This is a genomic window from Pseudomonas moorei (assembly GCF_042846945.1).
Taxonomy (GTDB): Bacteria; Pseudomonadota; Gammaproteobacteria; order Pseudomonadales; family Pseudomonadaceae; genus Aquipseudomonas; species Aquipseudomonas moorei.
The window spans coordinates 2,217,502-2,240,020 of sequence record NZ_AP035776.1 but is presented as its reverse complement, the minus strand read 5'-3'; the positions used below and the strand labels follow the sequence as shown (position 1 = coordinate 2,240,020).

Genomic DNA, 22,519 nt, shown 5'->3' with positions numbered 1-22,519 from the left:
AGCCGTTCAGGAAAAGTTAAAACACAGCAGTTCAGAGCAGCACCACGTCGTATTGTTCCTGGGAATACATGGTTTCCACCTGGAACCGAATCGTGCGGCCGATAAACCCTTCAAGCTCGGCGACATTGCCTGACTCCTCATCGAGCAGTCGATCGACAACTTTCTGGTTCGCCAATACACGATAGCCTTCCGCCTGATAGGCGCGAGCCTCTCGGAGAATTTCCCGGAAGATTTCGTAGCAAACGGTTTCCGGGGTCTTCAACTTGCCGCGGCCCTGGCAACTGCTGCACGGCTCGCACAAGACCTGCTCGAGGCTTTCACGGGTGCGTTTACGGGTCATCTGCACCAGGCCCAACTCGGTGATGCCGATAATGTTGGTCTTGGCGTGGTCACGCTCCAATTGTTTCTCGAGTGTGCGCAGCACTTGACGCTGGTGCTCTTCATCTTCCATGTCGATGAAGTCGATGATGATGATCCCGCCCAGATTACGCAGGCGCAATTGCCGAGCAATCGCGGTGGCGGCCTCGAGATTGGTCTTGAAGATGGTTTCTTCCAGATTGCGATGACCGACGAATGCCCCGGTGTTGACGTCGATGGTGCTCATGGCTTCCGCCGGGTCGACCACCAGATAACCGCCGGACTTCAGCGGGACTTTGCGTTCCAGTGCTTTCTGGATTTCATCTTCGACGCCGTACAGGTCAAAAATCGGCCGCTCGCCGGGGTAATGTTCCAGACGATCGGCAATCTCCGGCATCAGTTCGGCGACGAACTGCGTGGTTTTCTGGAAGGTTTCCCGGGAGTCGATGCGAATTTTTTCGATCTTCGGGCTCACCAGGTCACGCAAGGTACGCAACGCCAAGCCGAGATCTTCGTAAATCACACTCGGTGCGCTGATGGTTTTGATCTGCGCATTGATCTGATCCCAGAGTCGGCGCAGGTAACGGATGTCCATGAGGATTTCATCGGCACCAGCGCCTTCCGCGGCGGTACGCAGGATGAATCCGCCCGCCTCCTTGATGCCTTCTTTGGCGACGCAATCGGAGACCACCTGCTTGAGACGCTCACGCTCGGCTTCATCTTCGATTTTCAGTGAAATGCCGACATGAGCCGTGCGCGGCATGTAGACCAGATAGCGCGAAGGAATCGACAGTTGGGTGGTCAATCGCGCGCCTTTGGAGCCGATCGGGTCCTTGGTGACTTGCACCACCAGGCTCTGGCCTTCATGAACCAGGGCGCTGATGCTCTCGACCGCCGGGCCTTCGCGCAGGGAAATTTCCGAAGCATGAATGAACGCGGCACGATCCAGGCCAATGTCGACGAAAGCGGCCTGCATACCGGGTAATACCCGTACGACCTTGCCTTTATAGATATTGCCAACGATGCCGCGCTTTTGCGTACGTTCGACGTGGACCTCTTGCAGGACACCGTTTTCAACCACCGCCACGCGCGATTCCATCGGCGTGATGTTGATCAGGATCTCTTCACTCATGGCAGGGTCTCGTTCAGGCATGTTCACGGTAATGGCCACATCTGGTCAGTACGACGCTCAACGCGCGTTATAGGTTTGCCAACAGGGTATGCCGAAATGGCCCAGCAGTTCTGCGGTTTCGCACAGCGGCAAGCCAACCACCGCTGAGTAACTTCCATTGAGCCCGGCGACAAACACCGCACCCAGTCCTTGTATTCCATATCCACCGGCCTTGTCCCTCGGCTCACCGCTGGCCCAGTAGGCCGCCGCCTCATCGCCGCCTATCGGACGAAAACGCACCACGCTACGCACCACCCGTGACTCGCAACGCTCACCGTCGAGCAAAGCGATCGCCGTCAGGACTTCATGCTCACACCCGGACAACATCATTAGCATGGCGCAAGCGTCAGCTTCATCAACCGGCTTGCCAAGAATTTTCCCGTCCAGCACCACGGCGGTATCGGCCCCCAGCACGCAGAACGGAAGGTCGGACTGCACGACAGCGCGCCCGGCCGCAGCCTTGCCGCGCGCCAGGCGCTCGACATAGGCCGATGGGGATTCGTGGGGTAATGGCGTTTCGTCGATGTCCGCACTGACGGCGGAAAAGGGTACGCCGATCTGCGTAAGCAGTTCACGTCGACGCGGTGAGCCAGAGGCGAGGTACAGCGGCTTCATCAAGACATCTCCCTTGTCATGGTGTGGGCAAATGCCTGACCGAATCAGTTGATTTTGTAGCGTCGACGCAATCCGCGCAAACCGTAGCTGACCCAAGGCCAGAGCAAGGCGCTGACCAGTGCCGGCAACACCAGTGCCAGCGTGGGTTGGCGATTGCCGGTCAGGGCACTGAGCCATAGCTGAACCAGCTGTGCGAGGCCGAAGATCACCAGGATAACCAGGCTTTGTTGCCACATCGGGAACATCCGCAAGCGTTGTTGCAGCGCCAGCACCAGGTAGGTGATTAACGTCAGGATCAAGGCATTCTGCCCCAGCAGCGTGCCATAGAGCACATCCTCGGTCAGGCCCAGGCACCACGCGGTGACCATCCCGACTTTCTGCGGCAGGGTCAACGCCCAGAACGCCAGCAGCAAGGCCAGCCACAGAGGACGAAGGATTTCCATGAATTGCGGCAGCGGCGATACGCTGAGCAGCAAGCCGATGGCGAAGGTCAGCCAGACGATCCAGCCGTTTCGGGAGGCTTTGACACCAGCCATTATTCTCGTCCCCCAGGGGTAGCCGGCGCGGAGACAGCCGGTTTTGCCGCAGGCTTCACCACGGCGGGTTGAGCCGTCGGCGGCTTGGATGGCGCCGGTGCCGTCGCGGACGGCTTCGGATGTTTAACCCCAGGTTTGGCCGGGGCTGTGGCCGCCGGCGCGGTGGCTGGCGCTGCCGGGGTCGCCGGGGCAGCCGGAGCCGGAACGATGGCCGGTTTGGGCACGGTCGCCGGAATGATCGGCCCACCGCCCTGCGCATCCAGGGATTCCTGCGCCTGGGCAGCGTCGTTGGCACGCTCTTCCGGGGTACGGGTGTCGCTGAACACCAGCAGCAGGTAACGGCTGCGGTTCAGCGCAGCCGTCGGCACGGCGCGAACAATGGCGAACGGCTGGCCGGAGTCGTGAATCACTTCCTTGACCGTTGCGACCGGGTAACCGGCCGGGAAGCGCTGGCCAAGGCCGGAGCTGACCAGCAGATCACCTTCCTTGATGTCAGCGGTATCAGCCACATGACGCAGCTCCAGGCGCTCCGGATTGCCCGTGCCGCTGGCGATCGCCCGCAGGCCGTTGCGGTTGACCTGCACCGGAATGCTGTGGGTGGAATCGGTCAGTAACAGGACGCGGGAGGTGTACGGCATCAACTCGACCACTTGCCCCATCAGGCCGCGGGCATCGAGCACCGGCTGGCCGAGGACCACGCCGTCACGCTCACCTTTGTTGATGATGATGCGATGAGTAAAGGGATTGGGGTCCATGCCGATCAGCTCGGCCACCTCGACCTTCTCGTTCACCAGCGCCGAAGAGTTGAGCAACTCGCGCAGCCGAACGTTCTGCTCGGTCAGGGCGGCAAGCTTTTGCATGCGCCCCTGCAACAGCAGGTTCTCGGTCTTGAGCTTTTCGTTTTCGGCGACGAGTTCGGTCCGGCTGCCAAACTGGCTGGCCACGCCTTGCCATAGCCGCTGCGGCAGGTCGGTGATCCAGTAGGACTGCATCAACACCAGCGACATCTGGCTACGCACTGGCTTGAGCAGTGTGAAGCGGGCATCGACCACCATCAGCGCGATCGAAAGCACGACCAGCACCAACACGCGCACGCCCAGTGAGGGACCTTTGGAGAAAAGCGGTTTAATAAGCCGCTCCTCCCAGGCAAATGTTCTCTTTACTCATACGGCATCAAACCGGCCTGGATGCAGACGACAGAAGATAAACGCGAACAGGCAGCACTGCAAAGTGCCGCCTGCGCGCTCAACAGCATAGAGGCAATCCGGCGACTTATTCGCTGGAGAGCAGGTCCATGGTGTGTTTATCCATCATTTCCAGGGCACGGCCACCGCCGCGAGCAACGCAGGTCAGCGGGTCTTCGGCGACGATCACCGGCAGACCGGTTTCCTGGGCCAGCAACTTGTCGAGGTCACGCAGCAAGGCGCCACCACCGGTCAGGACCAGGCCACGCTCGGCGATGTCGGAAGCCAGTTCCGGAGGCGATTGCTCCAGCGCGCTCTTCACGGCCTGAACGATGGTGGCCAGGGACTCTTGCAGAGCTTCCAGCACTTCGTTGGAGTTCAGGGTGAATGCACGTGGAACGCCTTCAGCCAGGTTACGGCCACGTACGTCGACTTCACGCACTTCGCCGCCCGGGTAGGCCGTACCGATTTCCTGCTTGATGCGCTCGGCAGTCGATTCACCGATCAGGCTGCCGTAGTTGCGACGCACGTAAGTGATGATCGCTTCGTCGAAGCGGTCGCCGCCCACACGCACGGATTCGGCATACACCACACCGTTCAGGGAGATCAGGGCGATTTCAGTGGTACCACCACCGATATCCACGACCATCGAACCGCGAGCTTCTTCAACCGGCAGGCCGGCACCGATCGCAGCGGCCATTGGCTCTTCGATCAGAAATACTTCACGGGCACCGGCACCGAGGGCCGATTCACGGATGGCACGACGCTCAACCTGGGTGGATTTGCACGGAACGCAGATCAAAACACGAGGGCTGGGCTGCAGGAAGCTGTTTTCGTGAACCTTGTTGATGAAGTACTGCAGCATCTTTTCGCAGACGCTGAAGTCGGCGATCACGCCGTCTTTCATCGGACGAATGGCAGCAATATTGCCCGGCGTACGGCCCAACATGCGCTTCGCTTCGGTGCCGACAGCAACGACACTTTTCTGGTTACCGTGTGTCCGAATAGCCACAACGGAGGGCTCATTCAGGACGATACCGCGCTCGCGCACGTAAATAAGGGTGTTGGCAGTGCCCAGGTCAATGGAAAGATCGCTGGAAAACATGCCACGCAGTTTCTTGAACATGGGAAAGGGACCCTAGGCAACGCGTGGGTAAAAAAGTGCGGCAAACTCTAACAACGACAGGGATTTTGGGCAAGGCGCCAATATGTTAAATTGGCCGCTTTTCTGTGCACCAAGCCCCACAATCGCGGCCTTATGACCGTAGAAGTGCGGTAGTGTTCCGACAATCTAACACACGGACGCCGTCCGTTCTGTTTTCCACTGGAGAATCCCAATGGCGCTTGAACGCTCCGACGTGGAAAAAATCGCTCATCTGGCCTGTCTGGGCCTCAATGAAGCCGATCTTCCACACATCACTTCGGCCCTCAACAGTATTCTCGGGCTGGTCGACGAAATGCAGGCGGTCAATACCGACGGTATCGAACCGCTCGCCCACCCACTGGAAGCCAGCCAGCGCCTGCGTGCAGACGTCGTGACCGAGACCAACCATCGCGAGGCTTACCAGTCCATCGCACCAGCGGTCGAAAACGGCCTGTACCTGGTTCCGAAAGTCATCGACTAAAGGGAAAGAGCCTGCAATGCATCAATTGACTCTGGCCGAGATCGCCCGCGGACTCGCCGATAAAAAGTTTTCTTCCGAAGAGCTGACCAAAGTCCTGCTGGCGCGCATCGCCCAGCTCGATCCACAGCTCAACAGTTTCATCAGCCTCACCGAGGACCTGGCGCTCACGCAGGCGAAAGCCGCTGACGCCCGCCGGGCCAATGGTGAGAGCGGTGCCCTGCTCGGCACGCCGATCGCCCACAAAGACCTGTTCTGCACCCAGGGCATCCGCACCAGCTGCGGCTCGAAGATGCTCGACAACTTTAAAGCACCGTACGACGCCACCGTCGTCGCCAGGCTGGCCGCCGCCGGGGCCGTGACCCTGGGCAAGACCAACATGGACGAATTCGCCATGGGTTCGGCCAACGAGTCGAGCTACTACGGCGCCGTGAAAAACCCGTGGAACCTCGAATACGTGCCTGGCGGCTCGTCCGGCGGTTCGGCCGCGGCCGTTGCCGCTCGTCTGTTGCCGGCAGCCACCGGCACCGACACCGGCGGCTCCATTCGTCAGCCCGCCGCATTGACCAACCTTACCGGCCTGAAACCGACGTACGGTCGCGTTTCGCGCTGGGGCATGATCGCCTACGCCTCAAGCCTCGATCAGGGTGGCCCGTTGGCGCGCACTGCCGAAGACTGCGCAATTTTGCTGCAAGGCATGGCCGGTTTCGACCCGAACGACTCCACCAGCATCGACGAGCCCGTGCCGGACTACAGCGCCAGCCTCAACGGCTCGCTGCAAGGCCTGCGCATTGGCGTGCCTAAAGAGTATTTCGGCGCCGGTCTCGACCCACGCATTGCCGACCTGATCCACAACAGCGTCAAGGAGCTGGAAAAGCTCGGTGCCGTGGTCAAGGAAATCAGCCTGCCGAACATGCAGCACGCGATCCCTGCGTACTACGTGATCGCCCCGGCAGAGGCCTCTTCCAACCTGTCGCGTTTCGACGGCGTGCGCTTCGGCTACCGCTGCGAAAACCCGGTCAACCTGATGGACCTGTACAAACGCTCCCGTGGCGAAGGCTTCGGGCCGGAAGTGCAGCGCCGGATCATGGTCGGCGCCTACGCACTGTCGGCCGGTTACTACGACGCCTATTACTTGAAAGCGCAGAAGATCCGTCGCTTGATCAAGAACGACTTCATGGCGGCCTTCAACGAGGTCGACATCATCCTCGGCCCAACCACGCCGAACCCGGCCTGGAAGCTTGGCGCCAAGAACAGCGACCCGGTCGCTGCGTACCTGGAAGACGTCTACACCATCACCGCCAACCTCGCTGGCCTGCCGGGCTTGTCCATGCCTGCCGGTTTTGTCGATGGCCTGCCGGTCGGCGTGCAATTGCTCGCTCCGTACTTCCAGGAAGGTCGCCTGTTGAACGTTGCCCACCAGTATCAGCTACACACTGACTGGCACACCCGCACCCCGCAGGGGTTTTGAAACTGCTGCGCTCGGTAATGCTGCGTTGAAAACTGGCTCGTAATGCTCATTGACTAAAGTCAACTCCGCTTACTCGCCAGTTTTCGCCTTGCCTTATCTTCGCTCGCGACGTTTCAAAATCCCCTGCCTAGGCTTCTGAGGAGACACACATGCAATGGGAAGTCGTGATCGGGCTGGAGATTCATACCCAGCTCACCACCCGGTCGAAAATCTTTTCCGGTAGTTCCACCACGTTCGGCTCCGAGCCGAACACCCAGGCCAGCCTGATTGACCTGGGCATGCCCGGCGTACTGCCGGTGCTGAACCAGGAAGCGGTGCGCATGGCGGTGATGTTCGGCCTGGCGATTGACGCCGAGATCGGCCAGCACAACGTGTTCGCCCGCAAGAACTACTTCTACCCGGACCTGCCCAAGGGCTATCAGATCAGCCAGATGGAGCTACCGATCGTCGGCAAGGGCCACCTGGACATCGCCCTGGAAGACGGCACGGTCAAACGTGTCGGCATCACCCGCGCGCACCTGGAAGAAGACGCCGGCAAGAGCCTGCACGAAGAGTTCAACGGTGCCACCGGCATCGACCTGAACCGTGCCGGCACGCCGCTGCTGGAAATCGTTTCCGAGCCGGACATGCGCAGCGCCAAGGAAGCCGTGGCCTACGTCAAGGCGATCCACGCACTGGTGCGTTACCTGGGCATCTGCGACGGCAACATGGCCGAGGGCTCGCTGCGTTGCGACTGCAACGTGTCGATCCGTCCGAAAGGCCAGGCCGAGTTCGGTACTCGCTGCGAGATCAAGAACGTCAACTCGTTCCGCTTCATCGAGAAGGCGATCAACAGCGAAATCCAGCGTCAGATCGAATTGATCGAAGACGGCGGCAAAGTGATCCAGCAAACCCGCCTGTACGATCCGAACAAGGACGAGACCCGTCCAATGCGCAGCAAAGAGGAAGCCAACGACTACCGTTACTTCCCCGATCCGGACCTGCTGCCGGTCGTGATTGAAAACGCGTTCCTCGACGACGTGCGCGCCACCCTGCCGGAATTGCCCCCACAGAAACGCGAGCGTTTCCAGGAGCAGTTCGGTCTGTCGGTATACGACGCCAACGTGCTGGCCACCAGCCGCGAGCAGGCGGACTACTTCGAGCAAGTCGCAAGCATCAGCGGCGACGCCAAGCTGGCCGCCAACTGGGTGATGGTCGAATTGGGCAGCCTGCTCAACAAACAAGGCCTGGACATCGAAGCGTCACCGGTTTCCGCCGAACAACTGGGCGGCATGCTGCTGCGGATCAAGGACAACACCATCTCGGGCAAGATCGCCAAGGTGGTGTTTGAAGCCATGGCCAACGGCGAAGGCAGCGCGGACGAGATCATCGACAAGCGCGGCCTGAAGCAAGTGACCGACACCGGTGCAATCTCGGCGGTGCTGGATGAAATGCTCGCGGCCAACGCCGAACAGGTCGAGCAGTACCGTGCGGCAGACGAAGCCAAGCGCGGCAAGATGTTCGGCTTCTTCGTCGGCCAGGCCATGAAAGCCTCCAAAGGCAAGGCCAACCCGCAACAGGTGAACGAATTGCTGAAAAGCAAACTCGAAGGCTGATAGAAATGGTGCCAGCATTTTTTACTGGCTCCGCGTCCTGTGGCGAGGGAGCTTGCTCCCGTTGGCCTGCGAAGCAGGCCCAGATCGGTAAGCGCATTTTTTCGACAAGAGTGCATTGGCTGATTTTGCGACCGTTTCGCGGCCGAGCGGGAGCAAGCTCCCTCGCCACAACTATTTTGGAAGCCTTTGAAATGAAACGTTTGCTCGGCGCCTGCGCCCTCCTTTCCCTCCTCGCCGGCTGCGCCAGCAACGATATCGTCGACCCACACGGCTACGACAAGACCGGCATGGCCTCGTACTATGGCGCCAAACACCAGGGTAAACGCACCGCCAGCGGCGAGCGTTTCGACAAGAACTCCCTGACCGCCGCCCATCGCCAACTGCCGTTCGGTACGCGGGTGAAGGTCACCAACCTGAATAACGACAAATCCTGCGTGGTCCGCATCAACGATCGCGGGCCGCATACCCGTGGGCGCCTGATCGACCTGTCCCACGAGGCCGCCGAACGCCTGGGCATGCTCAAGAGCGGCACCGCACGGGTTCGCGTGCAAGCCCTCGACGACTGACAAACGGAGCACCAACCATCTTCGGATTAGCCGATTTACCCCTGATCAGCGTGATCGAATTGCTCAGCGGGCTGGTGCTGTTGATTGCCGGCGCCGAACTGATGGTACGTGCCGCCGTGCGCCTGGCCGCGGGCCTGCATGTGCGACCGCTGATCATCGGCCTGACCATCGTCGCCCTTGGCAGCAGCGCACCGCAGATGGCCATCAGCCTGCAAGCCACCCTGGCCCATAACGCCGACATCGCCGTCGGCAGCGTGATCGGCAGCAGCATTTTCAATATCCTCGTAACCCTCGGCCTGTCGGCGCTGATCATCCCGCTGCGGGTCTCACGGCAACTGGTGCGCCTGGATATTCCGCTGATGATCGGCGCCAGCCTGCTGGTGTTCGTACTGGCCTGGAATGAAGAGCTGACCCGCGCCGATGGCATCATCCTGCTGACAGCCTTGCTGCTGTACCTGGGCCTGTTGCTGCGTCAGTCAAAGCACTCGGCGCGTCCGCAGTCGACTCATGAGCACCCTGGCCAAGCGCCATGGTTGAAAAGCCTGCTGATGATCGGTGGCGGTCTGGCGATGCTGATCTACGCCGGTCATTTGCTCTTGGGTGCAGCCGTCGCGGTCGCCACTGATCTGGGACTGTCGGAGCGAATCATCGGCCTGACCATCGTTGCCATCAGCACGTCCCTGCCAGAGCTCGCGACCTCGCTGATCGCCGCGTTGCGGGGTGAACGGGAAATTGCCGTGGGCAACGTCATTGGCAGCAACCTGTTCAACCTGTTGGGCGTCCTGGGCTTTACGGCATTGATTGCGCCGACACCGCTGTCGGTATCGCCCAATGCCCTGGATTTTGACCTGCCGGTGATGCTCGGCGTCGCCGCGCTGTGTCTTCCGGTGTTCTATTCCGGCTACCGGGTGACCCGCGCCGAAGGCCTGCTGTTTTTGGGTTTGTACCTGGCTTACGGGCTGCACGTAGTGTCGTTCACCACGGGCATGCCATTGGCGGGCACGCTTGAACACCTGATGCTGTTTTTCGTCCTGCCGGCGCTGATGGCGTTTTTGCTGTTCACGTCGCTGCGCGCCTGGCGTCGCCAACACCACAAGAGGGAATTGCCATGACCGAGAATAAAAAGACTGGCGTTGAAGTACGCCGCCAAGTGATGGGCGACGCCTTCGTCGACCGCGCGCTGGGCAATGCCACCGAGTTCACCCAGCCACTGCAGGATTTCGTCAACGAACACGCCTGGGGCAGTGTCTGGAGTCGCGAAGGCTTGCCGCTTAAAACCCGCAGCCTGATTACCCTCGCCGCCCTGACTGCACTGAAGTGCCCGCAGGAATTGAAAGGCCATGTGCGCGGTGCGCTGAACAACGGCTGCACCGTGGAAGAAATTCGCGAAGCGCTGCTGCATTGCGCGGTGTATGCCGGCGTGCCGGCGGCGATCGATGCGTTCCGGGCGGCGCAGGAAGTGATTGATACCTACCAGAAGCCGGAATGAAACCGCGAACAATGCGGTGATTGATCGACCGTTATCGCGAGCAGGCCCGCTCCCACAGGGGGATGCATTCCAAATGTGGAGCATGCTCGCGATGACCCCCTGAAGAGCACTGCCTCTTCAGCGACTAGATCCACCCACCCCACTGCAACAAAAAGATCCCGATGTTGGTGGTGACCGCCGCCATCAGCGTGGTGATGACGATGATCGCCGCCGCCAGTTCATGATTGCCATTGGCCGCACGGGCCATGACAAAACTGGCCGCCGCCGTCGGGCTGCCGAAGTACAGGAACAGAATCCCCAGCTCGGCGCCACGAAAACCCCAGAGCCACGCGCCGAATGTCGCCAGTATCGGCAGGCCGAGCATCTTCACCAGGCTTGAACTCAGCGCCATCGAACCGCTCTTGCGCATTGCCGCCAGCGACAGCGTGCCGCCAATGCAGATCAACGCCAACGGCAGGGTGGTCTGCGCCAGGTACTGGCCGGAGGTTTCCAGCCATCCCGGCAACCCGATCTTGAAGTAGGCAAAAGGTGCCGCCGAGATCACGCTGATGATCAGCGGATTGCTGAACACGCTTTTGCAAATGCTCCACGGATCGGACTTGATCACCGGGCTATAGACAGCCAGCACGATGGTCGACAGCGTGTTGTAGAACAGGATCACCAGCGCCGCGAGAATCGCCCCCAGGGAAATGCCGTAATCGCCGTACATGCTCGCCGCCAGCGCCAGGCCAATGACCCCGTTGTTACCGCGAAAAGCACCCTGGGTGTAGATCCCGCGGTCTTCGCGCGGGCACTTGAATATCGCCCAGCCCCAGGCGATGGCAAAGCCCACCAGGGTGGCGAGGGAGAAGTAGATGAGCAGCGCCGGCTGCAGCGCGGCGTGCAGGTCGGCATGCAGGATGCCGAGAAACAGCAACGCCGGCATGCTGACGTTGAACACCAGCGCCGACGCAGTGTGGATGAAGTTATCGTTGATCCAATTGATGCGCTTGAGCAGCACCCCCAGAAACAGCATGGCGAACACCGGGGCGGTGATATTCAGGGTTTCGAGGAAAATGGCCAGCATGCCGGAGTGGACCTTGAGGTGGGCGTCGTTAGGGGGCTAATGATAAGCCAGCAAGTCCCTCGGCGTCTGGTAGAACGCTATCGCTGGCAAGCCAGTTCCCACAGGTTCCTCGGTGTTCATACGTCTTATGCAACGCAGAAGATTCCTGTGGGAGCTGGCTTGCCAGCGATGCAGGCAACGCGATCTCAGGTAATCGGCGCCGGATTGAACAAGGTGATGTCGTTATGCAGCTTGTGCTTTTCGGCCCACGTCTGCTTCTTGCCACTGGCCACGTCCAGGTAGTAGTGGAACAACTCCCAGCCCAGCTCTTCGATGGAGGCGCGTCCGGTGGCGATTCGCCCGGCGTCGATGTCGATCAGATCTGGCCAGCGCTGCGCCAGTTCAGTCCGGGTCGATACCTTCACCACGGGCGCCATGGCCAATCCATAAGGTGTGCCACGACCGGTGGTGAACACGTGCAGGTTCATACCCGCCGCCAGCTGCAACGTCCCGCAGACAAAGTCGCTGGCCGGCGTTGCGCAGAAGATCAGGCCTTTGTCCTTGAAACGCTCGCCAGGGCCGAGCACCCCAGTAATCGCGCTGCTGCCGGATTTGACGATCGAGCCCAGGGATTTCTCGACAATGTTCGACAAACCGCCCTTCTTGTTGCCCGGCGTGGTGTTGGCGCTGCGATCCGCTTCCCCCTTGGCCAGGTAACGGTCATACCAGTCCATTTCCCGAACCAGTTCCTGAGCGACTTCCCTGGTTTGCGCGCGCGAGGTCAGCAAGTAGATCGCGTCGCGCACTTCGGTGACTTCGGAGAACATCACCGTCGCCCCCGCACGCAGCAGCAAGTCCGAGGCGTAGCCCAGGGCCGGGTTAGCGGTGATCCCGGAGAACGCATCACTGCCGCCGCATTGCATGCCCAGGATCAGTTCGGACGCCGGCACGGTTTCCCGACGGCGCTGATCGAGCTTCTTCAAACGGGTTTCGGCCAGCGCCATGATCTGCTCGATCATCTCGGTAAAACCGTGGCTGGAGTCCTGCAGGCGATACAACCAGGGCTCGCTCAAATCCACCGAACTGTCGTTCTCGTGCATCACCTGCCCGGCCTGCAACTTCTCGCAGCCCAGGCTGATCACCAACGCCTCGCCACCCAGGTTCGGGTTGCGCGCCAGATTGCGCACGGTGCGAATCGGGATGTAGGCATCGGTGGCGGTGATCGCAACGCCGCAGCCGTAACTGTGAGTCAGCGCCACCACGTCATCGACGTTCGGGTACTTGGGCAGCAGTTCGTCCTTGATGCGCTTGACCGCATGGTCCAGCACGCCGGTGACGCACTGCACCGTGGTCGTGATGCCGAGAATGTTACGCGTGCCAACCGTACCGTCGGCGTTGCGATAACCCTCGAAGGTAAACCCCTCCAGCGGCGCTTGCGCGGCCGGCACTTCGGTGGACAGCGGCAGGCTGTCCAGCGGCGGCGCGGTGGGCATGCGCAGTTGGTCTTCCTTGACCCAGCTGCCGCGCGGGATCGGCTGCAAGGCGTAGCCAATGGTCTGGCCGTAACGAATCACCTGGCCACCCTCGGGAATATCTTCCAGGGTCACCTTGTGGCTCTGTGGCACGAAATCCACGGTGACCAGGCCATCGGCAAACTCGGTGCCGGCCGGCACGCCCTGATCGTTGACCACGATCACTACGTTGTCCCGCTCGTGCAGGCGGATGTAGCGCGGCGAGTCGGAATGTTCAATCAACTGCATGACGCCGCTCCTCAGGAATGCGCTTGAGACAATTTGTTATTCATTTCAGGACCGCCCATCGGTGGTTCTTTGAGTACCACGCGTTTAATCGGACCGACGATGACCAGATAGCTGAACACCGCAACCAATGCGTTGCAACCGACAAACACCAATGCCCACTTGAACGATCCGGTCGAACTGATGATGTAACCGATCACGATCGGGGTAGTGATCGAGGCGAGGTTGCCAAACATGTTGAACAGGCCACCGCTCAAACCGGCGATCTGTTTCGGTGAAGTATCGGAGACCACCGCCCAGCCCAGCGCGCCCACACCCTTGCCGAAGAACGCCAGCGCCATGAAGCCCACGACCATCCATTCGATGTCGACGTAGTTACACGCCACGATACTGCTGGAAACCAGCAGGCCGGCAATGATCGGCGCCTTGCGGGCGAACGTCAGGGAGTGGCCCTTGCGCAGCAGGTAGTCGGAAATAACCCCGCCGAGCACGCCACCGATGAAGCCGCAGATCGCCGGCAACGAGGCAATGAAACCGGCCTTGAGGATGGTCATGCCGCGCTCCTGCACCAGGTACACCGGGAACCAGGTCAGGAAGAAGTAAGTGATGCCATTGATGCAGTATTGCCCCAGGTAAACACCGAGCATCATGCGGTTGGTCAACAGCTGGCGAATGTAGTCCCACTTTGGCCCGTCGACCTTTTTGCCTTTGCCTTTGTCCTGATCCATGTCGACCATGCCGCCGTTCTCGGCAATGTGCTTGAACTCGGCGTCGTTGATCATCGGGTGCTGGCGCGGGCTGTGGATAACTTTCAGCCAGATCAGCGAGAACACGATGCCGATGCTGCCCATCACGACAAACACGTGCTGCCAGCCAAAGGTGTAGACGATCCAGCCCATGAGCGGCGCGAACAGCACCGTGGCGAAGTATTGCGCGGAGTTGAAGATCGCCGATGCCGTACCGCGTTCAGCGGTCGGGAACCAGGCCGCCACGATGCGAGCGTTGCCAGGGAAGGATGGCGCTTCGGCCAGGCCCACCAGGAAGCGCAGCATGAACAGCGCCACGATTGCCGTGGACATGCCGAACTCACCGACATAGCCCTGCAGGACGGTGAACAGCGACCAGGTGAAGATGCTCAAGGCATAGATTTTTTTCGAGCCGAAACGGTCCAGCAACCAGCCACCGGGAATTTGCCCGGCCACGTAGGCCCAACCGAATGCAGAGAAGATATAGCCGAGGGTGACCGCGTCGATGCCGAGGTCTTTTTGCAGGCTGGAGCCGGCAATGGCGATGGTAGCGCGGTCGGCGTAGTTGATCGTGGTCACCAGGAACAGCATGAGCAAGATCAAATAGCGGACGTGAGTCGGCTTGGTCGATGGCATGTAGATGTACTCCCACTGATTATTTTTATGCGCGGGTGAAACGGGTACGGTCCCTGTAGGAGCGTGCCTGCTCGCGATGGTGGCCAACGATGACGCGGGGTATCAGGTTGTGCGTCGCGTCCCGGAGACCATCGCGAGCAAGCTCGCTCCTAAAGGGGTATTGCGTTATGAGCCGATGTAACTGGTCTTCACGACCGTGTAGAACTCTTGCGCATAGCGCCCTTGCTCACGCGAGCCATAGGACGAACCTTTACGCCCACCGAACGGAACGTGGTAATCCACGCCAGCGGTCGGCAGGTTGACCATCACCATCCCGGCCTGGGAGTGGCGCTTGAAGTGGTTGGCGTACTTCAACGAAGTGGTGGCGATGCCCGCCGACAGGCCGAATTCGGTGTCGTTGGCCATGGCCAGTGCCGCCTCATAATCAGCGACGCGAACCACGTTGGCCACCGGGCCGAAGATTTCTTCACGGCTGATGCGCATCGCGGCTTCGCTGTCGGCAAACAGGGTTGGCGCGAGGAAGTAGCCCTCGGTGTCGCAGGTCACCAAACCACCGCCGCTGACCAGACGCGCACCTTCGGACTGGCCGATGTCGATGTACTTCATGTCCTGTTCAAGCTGGGCTTGCGAAACCACCGGACCAATGTCGGTTCCCGATTTCAAGGCGTGGCCGACCTTGATCGACTTCATGCGCTCGGCCATGGCTTCGACGAACTTGTCGTGGATACCGGCGGTGACGATGAAGCGGCTCGATGCAGTGCAACGCTGGCCGGTGGAGTAGAACGCGCTCTGCACCGACAGCTCGACCGCTTGCTTGAGGTCGGCGTCATCGAGAATGATCTGCGGGTTCTTGCCGCCCATTTCCAGCTGGACCTTGGCCTGGCGCGATACGCAGCTGACAGCGATCTGACGACCGACACCCACGGAACCGGTGAAGCTGATGCCGTCGACTTTCGGGCTGTGGACCAGTGCATCGCCGACTACGCGGCCGCTGCCCATCACCAGGTTGAACACGCCGGCGGGGAAGCCTGCGCGGGAGATGATTTCCGCCAGGGCCCAGGCGCAACCGGGCACCAGGTCCGCAGGCTTGAGCACAACGCAATTGCCGTAGGCCAGGGCCGGGGCGATTTTCCACGACGGGATGGCAATCGGGAAGTTCCACGGGGTGATCAGGCCGACCACACCCAATGCTTCGCGAGTGACTTCAACGTTGACGCCCGGACGCACCGACGGCAGGTAGTCGCCCGACAGGCGCAGGCATTCACCGGCGAAGAACTTGAAAATGTTGCCGGCGCGGGTCACTTCGCCAATGGCTTCGGGCAGGGTCTTGCCCTCTTCCCGAGCCAGCAGGGTGCCGAGCTCTTCGCGACGAGCGAGAATTTCCGTGCCGACTTTATCCAGGGAATCGTGACGCGCCTGAATGCCGGAAGTGGACCACGACGGAAACGCGGCACGGGCAGCATCGATGGCGGCATGGACCTGGGCCAGGTCAGCCTTGGCGTAGTCGCCGATGGCATCGCTCAGCTCGGACGGGTTGATGTTGGTCGAGTAATCGCTGGCCGCGACCCATTCGCCGTTGATGTAGTTGTCGAAACGCTTTGCATTTGCCACGGGACTGCCCTCGAAACAAAAAGATCTCACGCAAAAGGCCGCTGAATGCTCAGCGGCCCCGTTAAATCAGATGTGTTACTGCGCGCCCTGCTTGTCGATCAGCGCGGCGAGCATTTCGAACTCTTCGCCCGTCAGATCGGTCAGCGGCGCACGCACCGGACCTGCGTCGTACCCGGCAATTTTTGCCCCGGCCTTGACGATGCTCACGGCGTAACCGGCCTTGCGGTTACGGATGTCCAGGTACGGCAGGAAGAAGTCGTCGATGATCTTGCCAACGGTGGCGTGATCGTCACGAGCGATCGCGTGGTAGAAGTCCATCGCGGTTTTCGGGATGAAGTTGAACACCGCCGAGGAGTAGACCGGCACGCCCAAAGCCTTGTAGGCAGCCGCGTAGACTTCGGCGGTCGGCAAGCCGCCCAGGTAGCTGAAACGGTCGCCGAGGCGGCGACGGATCGACACCATCAACTCGATATCACCCAAGCCATCCTTGTAGCCGATCAGGTTCGGGCAGCGCTCGGCCAGACGTTCCAGCAGCGGCGCGTTCAGGCGGCAAACGTTGCGGTTGTAAACCACGACACCGATGTTGACCGATTTGCACACGGCTTCAACGTGAGCGGCAACGCCGTCCTGGCTGGCTTCGGTCAGGTAGTGCGGCAGCAGCAACAAGCCTTTGGCACCCAGGCGCTCGGCTTCTTGTGCGTATTCGATGGCTTGACGGGTCGAACCGCCAACACCGGCCAGGATCGGTACGCTGGAGGCGCAGGTGTCGACGGCCGTCTTGATGATTTCCGAATACTCGCTGGCCGCCAGCGAGAAGAACTCACCGGTGCCGCCTGCGGCGAACAGAGCCGAGGCGCCGTATGGGGCCAGCCATTCAAGACGTTTGATGTAGCCAGCGCGATGGAAGTCGCCCTGAGCATTGAAATCGGTGACCGGGAAAGACAACAGGCCGGAGGAGAGGATGGACTTCAGTTCTTGTGGATTCATTATTCGAACACCCTGGGTAACGACGTTTGTGTGTGAGGAAAACCGTTCAGCTTTCGCCGAGTTGTAGGTCATCGTACAACTTAAAAAATAACCGTCAACTGCATTTCATCGCTGCGGGTGAAAATTGTTCGACAAGAAGGGTAACAAGCCCGCGTTTAAGGGCCTTTCGGCGTCAAGAGGAGAAATGGAATGCGCGACCGACTCACAGCATAGGAGATATGTTGTCGGAAGATTCGTCAGCGACTGGCTAAAAAATGCGGCGTGCTTGCGACCCAATCGCGAGCAGGCTCGCTCCCACAGGGGATCGCCTGCGCACACAAAAATCGGTGAACATTCGCAATCAACTGTGGGAGCGAGCCTGCTCGCGATGACGGCTTACCAGACGGATGAGTCGCCCGAAGCCGTAAGACTACCCCCGCTGCGCCTCAGCCTCTTCATGGGCATGACGCAACCGTTCACGGCTGTTGGTCAGGTGCAGGCGCATGGCGGCACGGGCCGCATCGGAATCCTGGCGGGCAATCGCATCGTAGATTTCTTCGTGCTCGCGGCTCAGGCGATTCATGTAGTGCTGCTGGTCGTCATGGGCCAGTCGCGCGGAATTGAGGCGGGTGCGCGGAATGATGCTGGTGCCCAGGTGGGTCATGATGTCCGTGAAGTAGCGGTTGCCGGTCGACAGAGCAATTTGCAGGTGGAACTGGAAGTCCGAGGCCACCGCATCGCCGGCGTGGGAGACGCTTTCATTCAAGGCATCCAGTGCCGCGCGCATCAACGCCAACTGCTCGGGGGTACGGCGCTGTGCTGCCAGCCCGGCGGACTCCACCTCCAGACTGATGCGCAGCTCCAGAATGGCCAGCACATCACGCAAGGTCACTACTGTCGCCGGATCAATGCGAAAACCGCTCGGGCTCGGGGTATCGAGGACGAAGGTGCCGATACCGTGACGGGTTTCCACCTGCCCCGCCGCCTGCAGACGGGAAATCGCCTCGCGCACCACGGTGCGGCTGACGCCATGGGCATCCATGATCGCCGACTCGGTGGGTAACTTGTCACCACGCTTGAGGTGACCGTCGCGGATCTGCTCGGACAGCACCGTCACCAGCTCCTGCGCGAGACTGCGGCGCTTGCGAGGGAGGCGTGGTGCGTCGTTCGGGTTTTCCATGGTGAACATCTGTCTCGAAAAATTCGGTTGAAACCGCATCATAGCTCAACGCGGTTGTACGATCACCCATCCCCCTGTGCAGGAGCGAGCAGGCTTGCTCCTGCAGGACGTGTGGTGTTTATGCGGTCACGGCCTGGTCCACCAGGTGGCCATTCTCGATACGAATGTGCCGTGGATGGAAACGCTTGAGGCTGCTGCGATGGCCGACGCTGATGATGCTCAGTCCCGGCAACTCGTCGATGAGGGCCTGATACAGCGATGCTTCATCCTCTTCATCCATCGCCGAGGTCGCTTCGTCCATGTACAACCATTGCGGCGCATAAATCAGGGCGCGGGCAAAGGCCAGGCGCTGCTGCTCACCGGGCGACAGCAGGCGCTGCCAGTGATTGGCTTCATCAAGCCGAGCGACCAGATGGGGCAGGCGGCAAGTTTCCAGTACGTGCACGTAGCGCTCGTTCGGGTAGGTATCGCCGGCCTGTGGATAACTCAGCGCCTCACGCAACGTGCCAATCGGCAGGTAGGGTTTTTGCGGCAGGAACAGGTAACGCGCCGCCGGCAGGCGGATACTGCCGTGGCCCGCCGGCCACAAATGCCCCATCGCCCGCAGCAAGGTCGACTTGCCGCTGCCGGAGCGACCGCTGAGCATCACACGCTCGCCCTCCTCCACATTCATCTCGGCATTGGTCAGCAGGTGGCGACCGTCAGCAAGATCAAGGCCGAGGTTGTGCACCCGCAATGCGTCCCCTTGATTCTGCACGTCGATGGCCGGGACACGCTCTTCGTTGTCGGCCATGGCCTGACGGAAGCTCAACAAACGATCACAGGTGGCGCGCCATGAGGCGAGGTCCTGGTACGCACTGATAAACCAGCTGAAACTCTCCTGAACGTTGCCGAAAGCCGAGCTGATTTGCATCAGTTCACCGAGCTCGATCTTGCCGGAGAAGTAACGCGGCGCGGCAACCATGAACGGAAAGATGATCGCTATCTGGGTGTAACCGGAAGTGAAGAACGTCAGGCGCTTGGACACCTTCATGATGTCCCAGAAGTTATGCCAAACCATCCCGAAACGACCGCTCAGGCGGCGGTTTTCGTTGGGTTCGCCGTTGTATAACGCAATGCTTTCGGCATTTTCACGAACCCGGACCATGGAGAAACGCAGGTCGGCTTCGAAGCGTTGTTGTTGGTTGTTCAGGCCGATCAAACGACGACCGATCAAATGCGTCAGCCAACTGCCGACCGCGGCATACACCAGCACGCACCAGAACATGTAGCCGGGAATGGTGAAACCGAGCACTTCAATGCTGCCCGATACGCCCCACAGGATGATCGAAAACGACACCAGGCTGACGATGTTACGAATCAGCCCTAGGCCCAGGCTCAGGGTGTTTGAGGTGAAGTTATTGAGGTCTTCCGATATCCGCTGGTCCGGGTTATCGGTGTAACCGCCCTGCTCCAGCCGATAGTAATTTTTGTCGCCGAGCCAGCGGGCGAAATACTTTTCGGTGAGCCAGGCCCGCCAGCGAATGGTCAGCATCTGGGTCAGGTAAAGGCGGTACACCGCACCGATGATCGCCACGGCGGCAATGGCGCAGAAATACAGAATCAGGGTCCAGAACGACGCCTCATCCTTCTTCTGCAGGGCGTTATAGAAATCCTTGTACCAAGTGTTGAACCACACCGAGATCCCGACGCTGATCAGCGAGAGTGCAATCACGGCGATCAGCAATGTCCAGGCCTTGCCCTTCTCCTCGCTACGCCAGTAAGGCGTGGTCATCGCCCACACTTTGCGAAAAAACTGCCCGCGCACCGCATCGTTGACCGCGGAATATTCAGCGTTCTGATTCATGAAAAAGGCTCGATAAAGAAAAGAACATGCTCGAACCGATCATAGATGATCGGTTCGATTTGTCGCGAGGAGCGGCCGGCATTCATTCAGCACAGGTTCAGCGACGAACGGGGCGCTTCTGCAATTTGCGCTGCAGCGTGCGACGGTGCATGCCAAGGGCGCGGGCCGTTGCGGAAATGTTGCCTTCGTGTTCGGTCAACACGCGCTGGATGTGCTCCCATTGCAGACGGTCGACCGACATCGGGTTCTCCGGCACCAGGCTGTCGAGGTCGGCGTGTTCGGACAGCAGCGCCGCCAATACGTCATCGGCATCCGCCGGTTTGCACAGGTAGTTGCAGGCGCCGCGCTTGATCGCCTCGACGGCGGTGGCGATGCTCGAGTAACCGGTGAGGATCACCACGCGCATTTCCGGGTCCATTTCCAGCAACTTGGGCAACAGCACCAGGCCCGAGTCACCGTCCATTTTCAGGTCCAGAGCGGCGTAATCCGGCAGATCGGCCTGGGCCATCGCGAGGCCTTCTTCGGCGGAACCGGCGGTGCTGACGCGAAAACCACGGCGAGCCATGGCGCGGGCCATGACGCGGGTAAATGTTGCATCGTCATCGACCAGCAGCAAATGCGGCAGCTCTTCGCCTTCGACTTGGATTTCGTCACTCATGTTGGTCTCCTCGGGCGACACGGGGCAGGCGCAGCTCGGTGAGCGTGCCGCCTTCCTCATGACTGTAGAGTTTCACTGAGCCGCCCGCGCGTGTCACGCTGGCCTTGCTCAAAAACAGGCCCAGGCCGAAGCCTTTGCCCTTGGTGGTAAAAAACGGCTTGCCGATCTGCTCGGCAATGGCCAACGGCACCCCGGCGCCGTGGTCGCGGATGCTGATCGTCAGGTTTTCCGCATCCCAGTCCAGCGTCACTTGCAGGCCTTCGGGGCAGGCATCCGCTGCATTGTTGAGCAAATTCAGCAGGGCCTGGGTCAAGTCCGGGGGGGGTGCCATGCGCGGCACTTCGCCCTGACCCAGGCGCTGGAAGCGATAGCTGGCCTCGGGACGCATCAGATGCCAGCGATTGAGCGCCTCGTCGAGCCAGTCGGTCACGTCCTGCATTTCCACCGCCAGGCGGCGATTGGCTTCCGCCGCCCGAACAAGCTGCTGCAAGGTTTCCTTGCACAGCTTGACCTGATCCTGCAACACGCTGAGGTCGTCCTGCAACATCGGGTCGTGGTGGTCTTGACGCATCTCCTTGAGCAACACGCTCATGGTCGCCAGTGGGGTGCCCAGTTCATGGGCGGCACCGGCTGCCTGGGTGGCCACGGCCAGCAATTGCTGATCACGCAGCCCTTCTTCCCGGCGAATGGCGCGCAGTTCTTCCTGGCGACGCAATTCTTCGGCCATGCGCGCGGCGAAGAAAGTGATCACCGCCGCGGCGAGGGCAAAACTCAGCCACATCCCGTACACCTGCAGGTTTTCCCGAGCGATCGGGAAGGTTTGCAATGGATAAAAGCGCGCCAGCAACAGGGTGTACATGGTCAACGCGATACCGGACAGGATCACCGAATAACGCCACGGCAAGGTCACCGCCGCGATGGTCAGTGGCACCAGGTAATAGGACACGAACGGGTTGGTCGAGCCACCCGAGAAGTACAGCAAGGCACTGTGGATAAACAGGTCGCAGGCCAGTTGCACGGCGTATTCGAGTTCTGTCACCGGCCATGAGGTACGCAGGCGAATCGCCGTGAACGTACACAACAACATTGAGCAACCGAGGGTCGCCGCCAGCTGGAACCAGGGCAGCGGCAGCAATTGAAGCCAGTAGGCCAGGCCCACCGAGCCGGCTTGGGCGGCCAGCACCAAAGTGCGGATGAACGTCAGCCGCCAGAGATTCTGGCGAGTTGCGGAGGTGATTTGAACGGGGGCGAGCATGAGCTCTCCTGATGAGCGCTCCAGGCGGATCGCAGGGAGTATAACCAAGCACGGGGGCTGACAGGCAAAAGTGCGGCAAACGGCCACATGCAGGAGCGAGCCTGCTCGCGATGGTCGTCAACGATGACGCTGGAAACCTGGCACCCCTCGGTGCTCTCAGGTTCATCGCGAGCAGGCTCGCTTACATGGGGCATGTGTATCTGTATAGAAGTT

At 60.5% G+C, this 22,519-nt stretch carries 20 protein-coding genes; 6 read left to right on the top strand and 14 right to left on the bottom strand.

From position 1 onward, the window contains the following. Nucleotides 1–31 precede the first annotated feature (31 nt). The 5 genes from rng to mreB form a co-directional block, all read right to left on the bottom strand. A complete protein-coding gene (gene rng / locus ACGJAX_RS10310) occupies nucleotides 32–1,489 on the bottom strand; it encodes a ribonuclease G (RefSeq protein ID WP_047537689.1) in 1,458 nt (485 codons plus the stop codon). Between the two features lie 57 nt (nucleotides 1,490–1,546). After that, the gene (locus tag ACGJAX_RS10305) at nucleotides 1,547–2,143 is read right to left on the bottom strand and encodes a Maf family nucleotide pyrophosphatase (RefSeq protein WP_390958732.1); all 597 of its coding nucleotides are present in this window, start codon (nucleotides 2,141–2,143) and stop codon (nucleotides 1,547–1,549) included. 44 nt (nucleotides 2,144–2,187) lie between these two features. Continuing rightward, entirely contained in the window at nucleotides 2,188–2,679 is a 492-nt protein-coding gene (gene mreD / locus ACGJAX_RS10300; RefSeq protein ID WP_090316072.1) for a rod shape-determining protein MreD, read from the bottom strand. Then, nucleotides 2,679–3,773 (bottom strand): rod shape-determining protein MreC, encoded by a 1,095-nt coding sequence (gene mreC, locus ACGJAX_RS10295; RefSeq protein WP_245706666.1) that lies wholly within the window; start codon nucleotides 3,771–3,773, stop codon nucleotides 2,679–2,681. Before mreC ends, mreD begins: the two co-directional genes overlap by 1 nt. 178 nt (nucleotides 3,774–3,951) lie before the next feature. Further along, nucleotides 3,952–4,989, bottom strand: a complete 1,038-nt coding sequence (gene mreB / locus ACGJAX_RS10290; protein WP_002555108.1) for a rod shape-determining protein MreB — start codon at nucleotides 4,987–4,989, stop codon at nucleotides 3,952–3,954. Between the two features lie 211 nt (nucleotides 4,990–5,200). Between mreB and gatC the strand changes: the two genes are divergently transcribed. The 6 genes from gatC to ACGJAX_RS10260 all read left to right on the top strand — a co-directional run bounded on the left by gatC (nucleotide 5,201) and on the right by ACGJAX_RS10260 (nucleotide 10,606). Then, entirely contained in the window at nucleotides 5,201–5,488 is a 288-nt protein-coding gene (gene gatC, locus ACGJAX_RS10285; RefSeq protein ID WP_047537661.1) for an Asp-tRNA(Asn)/Glu-tRNA(Gln) amidotransferase subunit GatC, read from the top strand. 16 nt (nucleotides 5,489–5,504) lie between these two features. Further along, entirely contained in the window at nucleotides 5,505–6,956 is a 1,452-nt protein-coding gene (gene gatA, locus ACGJAX_RS10280) for an Asp-tRNA(Asn)/Glu-tRNA(Gln) amidotransferase subunit GatA (RefSeq protein ID WP_390958728.1), read from the top strand. 149 nt (nucleotides 6,957–7,105) lie between these two features. After that, nucleotides 7,106–8,551, top strand: coding sequence for an Asp-tRNA(Asn)/Glu-tRNA(Gln) amidotransferase subunit GatB (gene gatB / locus ACGJAX_RS10275; protein ID WP_090467156.1), 1,446 nt, complete (start codon nucleotides 7,106–7,108; stop codon nucleotides 8,549–8,551). Between the two features lie 191 nt (nucleotides 8,552–8,742). Then, nucleotides 8,743–9,117, top strand: a complete 375-nt coding sequence (locus ACGJAX_RS10270; protein ID WP_090316063.1) for a septal ring lytic transglycosylase RlpA family protein — start codon at nucleotides 8,743–8,745, stop codon at nucleotides 9,115–9,117. Nucleotides 9,118–9,167: 50 nt separating this feature from the next. Next, nucleotides 9,168–10,229 (top strand): calcium/sodium antiporter, encoded by a 1,062-nt coding sequence (locus ACGJAX_RS10265; RefSeq protein ID WP_390958725.1) that lies wholly within the window; start codon nucleotides 9,168–9,170, stop codon nucleotides 10,227–10,229. Then, a complete protein-coding gene (locus tag ACGJAX_RS10260) occupies nucleotides 10,226–10,606 on the top strand; it encodes a carboxymuconolactone decarboxylase family protein (RefSeq protein ID WP_047537646.1) in 381 nt (126 codons plus the stop codon). The genes ACGJAX_RS10265 and ACGJAX_RS10260 overlap by 4 nt, the downstream gene beginning before the upstream one ends. Before the next feature lie 124 nt (nucleotides 10,607–10,730). Here ACGJAX_RS10260 and ACGJAX_RS10255 read toward each other — a convergent pair whose 3' ends face one another. The 9 genes from ACGJAX_RS10255 to ACGJAX_RS10215 form a co-directional block, all read right to left on the bottom strand. Continuing rightward, complete coding sequence (locus tag ACGJAX_RS10255; protein ID WP_248914330.1) at nucleotides 10,731–11,672, bottom strand: AEC family transporter; 942 nt, start codon at nucleotides 11,670–11,672, stop codon at nucleotides 10,731–10,733. A 185-nt stretch (nucleotides 11,673–11,857) separates the two neighbouring features. Then, entirely contained in the window at nucleotides 11,858–13,411 is a 1,554-nt protein-coding gene (garD, locus tag ACGJAX_RS10250; RefSeq protein WP_390958723.1) for a galactarate dehydratase, read from the bottom strand. A gap of 11 nt (nucleotides 13,412–13,422) precedes the next feature. Continuing rightward, the gene (locus ACGJAX_RS10245) at nucleotides 13,423–14,790 is read right to left on the bottom strand and encodes a D-galactonate transporter (protein ID WP_390958721.1); all 1,368 of its coding nucleotides are present in this window, start codon (nucleotides 14,788–14,790) and stop codon (nucleotides 13,423–13,425) included. Nucleotides 14,791–14,955: 165 nt separating this feature from the next. Next, nucleotides 14,956–16,401: an aldehyde dehydrogenase family protein gene (locus ACGJAX_RS10240; RefSeq protein WP_390958719.1), complete on the bottom strand. Its 1,446-nt coding sequence runs from the start codon at nucleotides 16,399–16,401 to the stop codon at nucleotides 14,956–14,958. 75 nt (nucleotides 16,402–16,476) lie between these two features. Then, nucleotides 16,477–17,388: a 5-dehydro-4-deoxyglucarate dehydratase gene (gene kdgD / locus ACGJAX_RS10235; RefSeq protein WP_247256014.1), complete on the bottom strand. Its 912-nt coding sequence runs from the start codon at nucleotides 17,386–17,388 to the stop codon at nucleotides 16,477–16,479. A 409-nt stretch (nucleotides 17,389–17,797) separates the two neighbouring features. After that, nucleotides 17,798–18,547 carry a FadR/GntR family transcriptional regulator gene (locus ACGJAX_RS10230; protein WP_174552465.1) on the bottom strand — a complete coding sequence of 250 codons (750 nt, stop codon included), beginning with the start codon at nucleotides 18,545–18,547 and terminating at the stop codon, nucleotides 17,798–17,800. 118 nt (nucleotides 18,548–18,665) lie between these two features. Then, nucleotides 18,666–20,393 carry an ABC transporter ATP-binding protein/permease gene (locus ACGJAX_RS10225; protein ID WP_090316046.1) on the bottom strand — a complete coding sequence of 576 codons (1,728 nt, stop codon included), beginning with the start codon at nucleotides 20,391–20,393 and terminating at the stop codon, nucleotides 18,666–18,668. Between the two features lie 97 nt (nucleotides 20,394–20,490). Then, a complete protein-coding gene (locus ACGJAX_RS10220; RefSeq protein WP_047537624.1) occupies nucleotides 20,491–21,051 on the bottom strand; it encodes a response regulator transcription factor in 561 nt (186 codons plus the stop codon). Then, on the bottom strand, nucleotides 21,044–22,306 hold the full coding sequence (locus tag ACGJAX_RS10215; protein ID WP_090316043.1) for an ATP-binding protein: 1,263 nt from the start codon (nucleotides 22,304–22,306) through the stop codon (nucleotides 21,044–21,046). The genes ACGJAX_RS10220 and ACGJAX_RS10215 overlap by 8 nt, the downstream gene beginning before the upstream one ends. Nucleotides 22,307–22,519 lie beyond the last annotated feature (213 nt).

Excerpts from the sequence above, each read along its gene's own strand:
- rng (WP_047537689.1), bottom strand. The coding sequence starts at position 1,489 with ATGAGTGAAGAGATCCTGATCAACATCACGCCGATGGAATCGCGCGTG.
- ACGJAX_RS10305 (WP_390958732.1), bottom strand. The coding sequence starts at position 2,143 with ATGAAGCCGCTGTACCTCGCCTCTGGCTCACCGCGTCGACGTGAACTG.
- mreD (WP_090316072.1), bottom strand. The coding sequence starts at position 2,679 with ATGGCTGGTGTCAAAGCCTCCCGAAACGGCTGGATCGTCTGGCTGACC.
- mreB (WP_002555108.1), bottom strand. The coding sequence starts at position 4,989 with ATGTTCAAGAAACTGCGTGGCATGTTTTCCAGCGATCTTTCCATTGAC.
- gatC (WP_047537661.1), top strand. The coding sequence starts at position 5,201 with ATGGCGCTTGAACGCTCCGACGTGGAAAAAATCGCTCATCTGGCCTGT.
- gatA (WP_390958728.1), top strand. The coding sequence starts at position 5,505 with ATGCATCAATTGACTCTGGCCGAGATCGCCCGCGGACTCGCCGATAAA.
- gatB (WP_090467156.1), top strand. The coding sequence starts at position 7,106 with ATGCAATGGGAAGTCGTGATCGGGCTGGAGATTCATACCCAGCTCACC.
- ACGJAX_RS10270 (WP_090316063.1), top strand. The coding sequence starts at position 8,743 with ATGAAACGTTTGCTCGGCGCCTGCGCCCTCCTTTCCCTCCTCGCCGGC.
- ACGJAX_RS10260 (WP_047537646.1), top strand. The coding sequence starts at position 10,226 with ATGACCGAGAATAAAAAGACTGGCGTTGAAGTACGCCGCCAAGTGATG.
- ACGJAX_RS10255 (WP_248914330.1), bottom strand. The coding sequence starts at position 11,672 with ATGCTGGCCATTTTCCTCGAAACCCTGAATATCACCGCCCCGGTGTTC.
- garD (WP_390958723.1), bottom strand. The coding sequence starts at position 13,411 with ATGCAGTTGATTGAACATTCCGACTCGCCGCGCTACATCCGCCTGCAC.
- ACGJAX_RS10245 (WP_390958721.1), bottom strand. The coding sequence starts at position 14,790 with ATGCCATCGACCAAGCCGACTCACGTCCGCTATTTGATCTTGCTCATG.
- kdgD (WP_247256014.1), bottom strand. The coding sequence starts at position 17,388 with ATGAATCCACAAGAACTGAAGTCCATCCTCTCCTCCGGCCTGTTGTCT.
- ACGJAX_RS10230 (WP_174552465.1), bottom strand. The coding sequence starts at position 18,547 with ATGGAAAACCCGAACGACGCACCACGCCTCCCTCGCAAGCGCCGCAGT.
- ACGJAX_RS10225 (WP_090316046.1), bottom strand. The coding sequence starts at position 20,393 with ATGAATCAGAACGCTGAATATTCCGCGGTCAACGATGCGGTGCGCGGG.
- ACGJAX_RS10220 (WP_047537624.1), bottom strand. The coding sequence starts at position 21,051 with ATGAGTGACGAAATCCAAGTCGAAGGCGAAGAGCTGCCGCATTTGCTG.
- ACGJAX_RS10215 (WP_090316043.1), bottom strand. The coding sequence starts at position 22,306 with ATGCTCGCCCCCGTTCAAATCACCTCCGCAACTCGCCAGAATCTCTGG.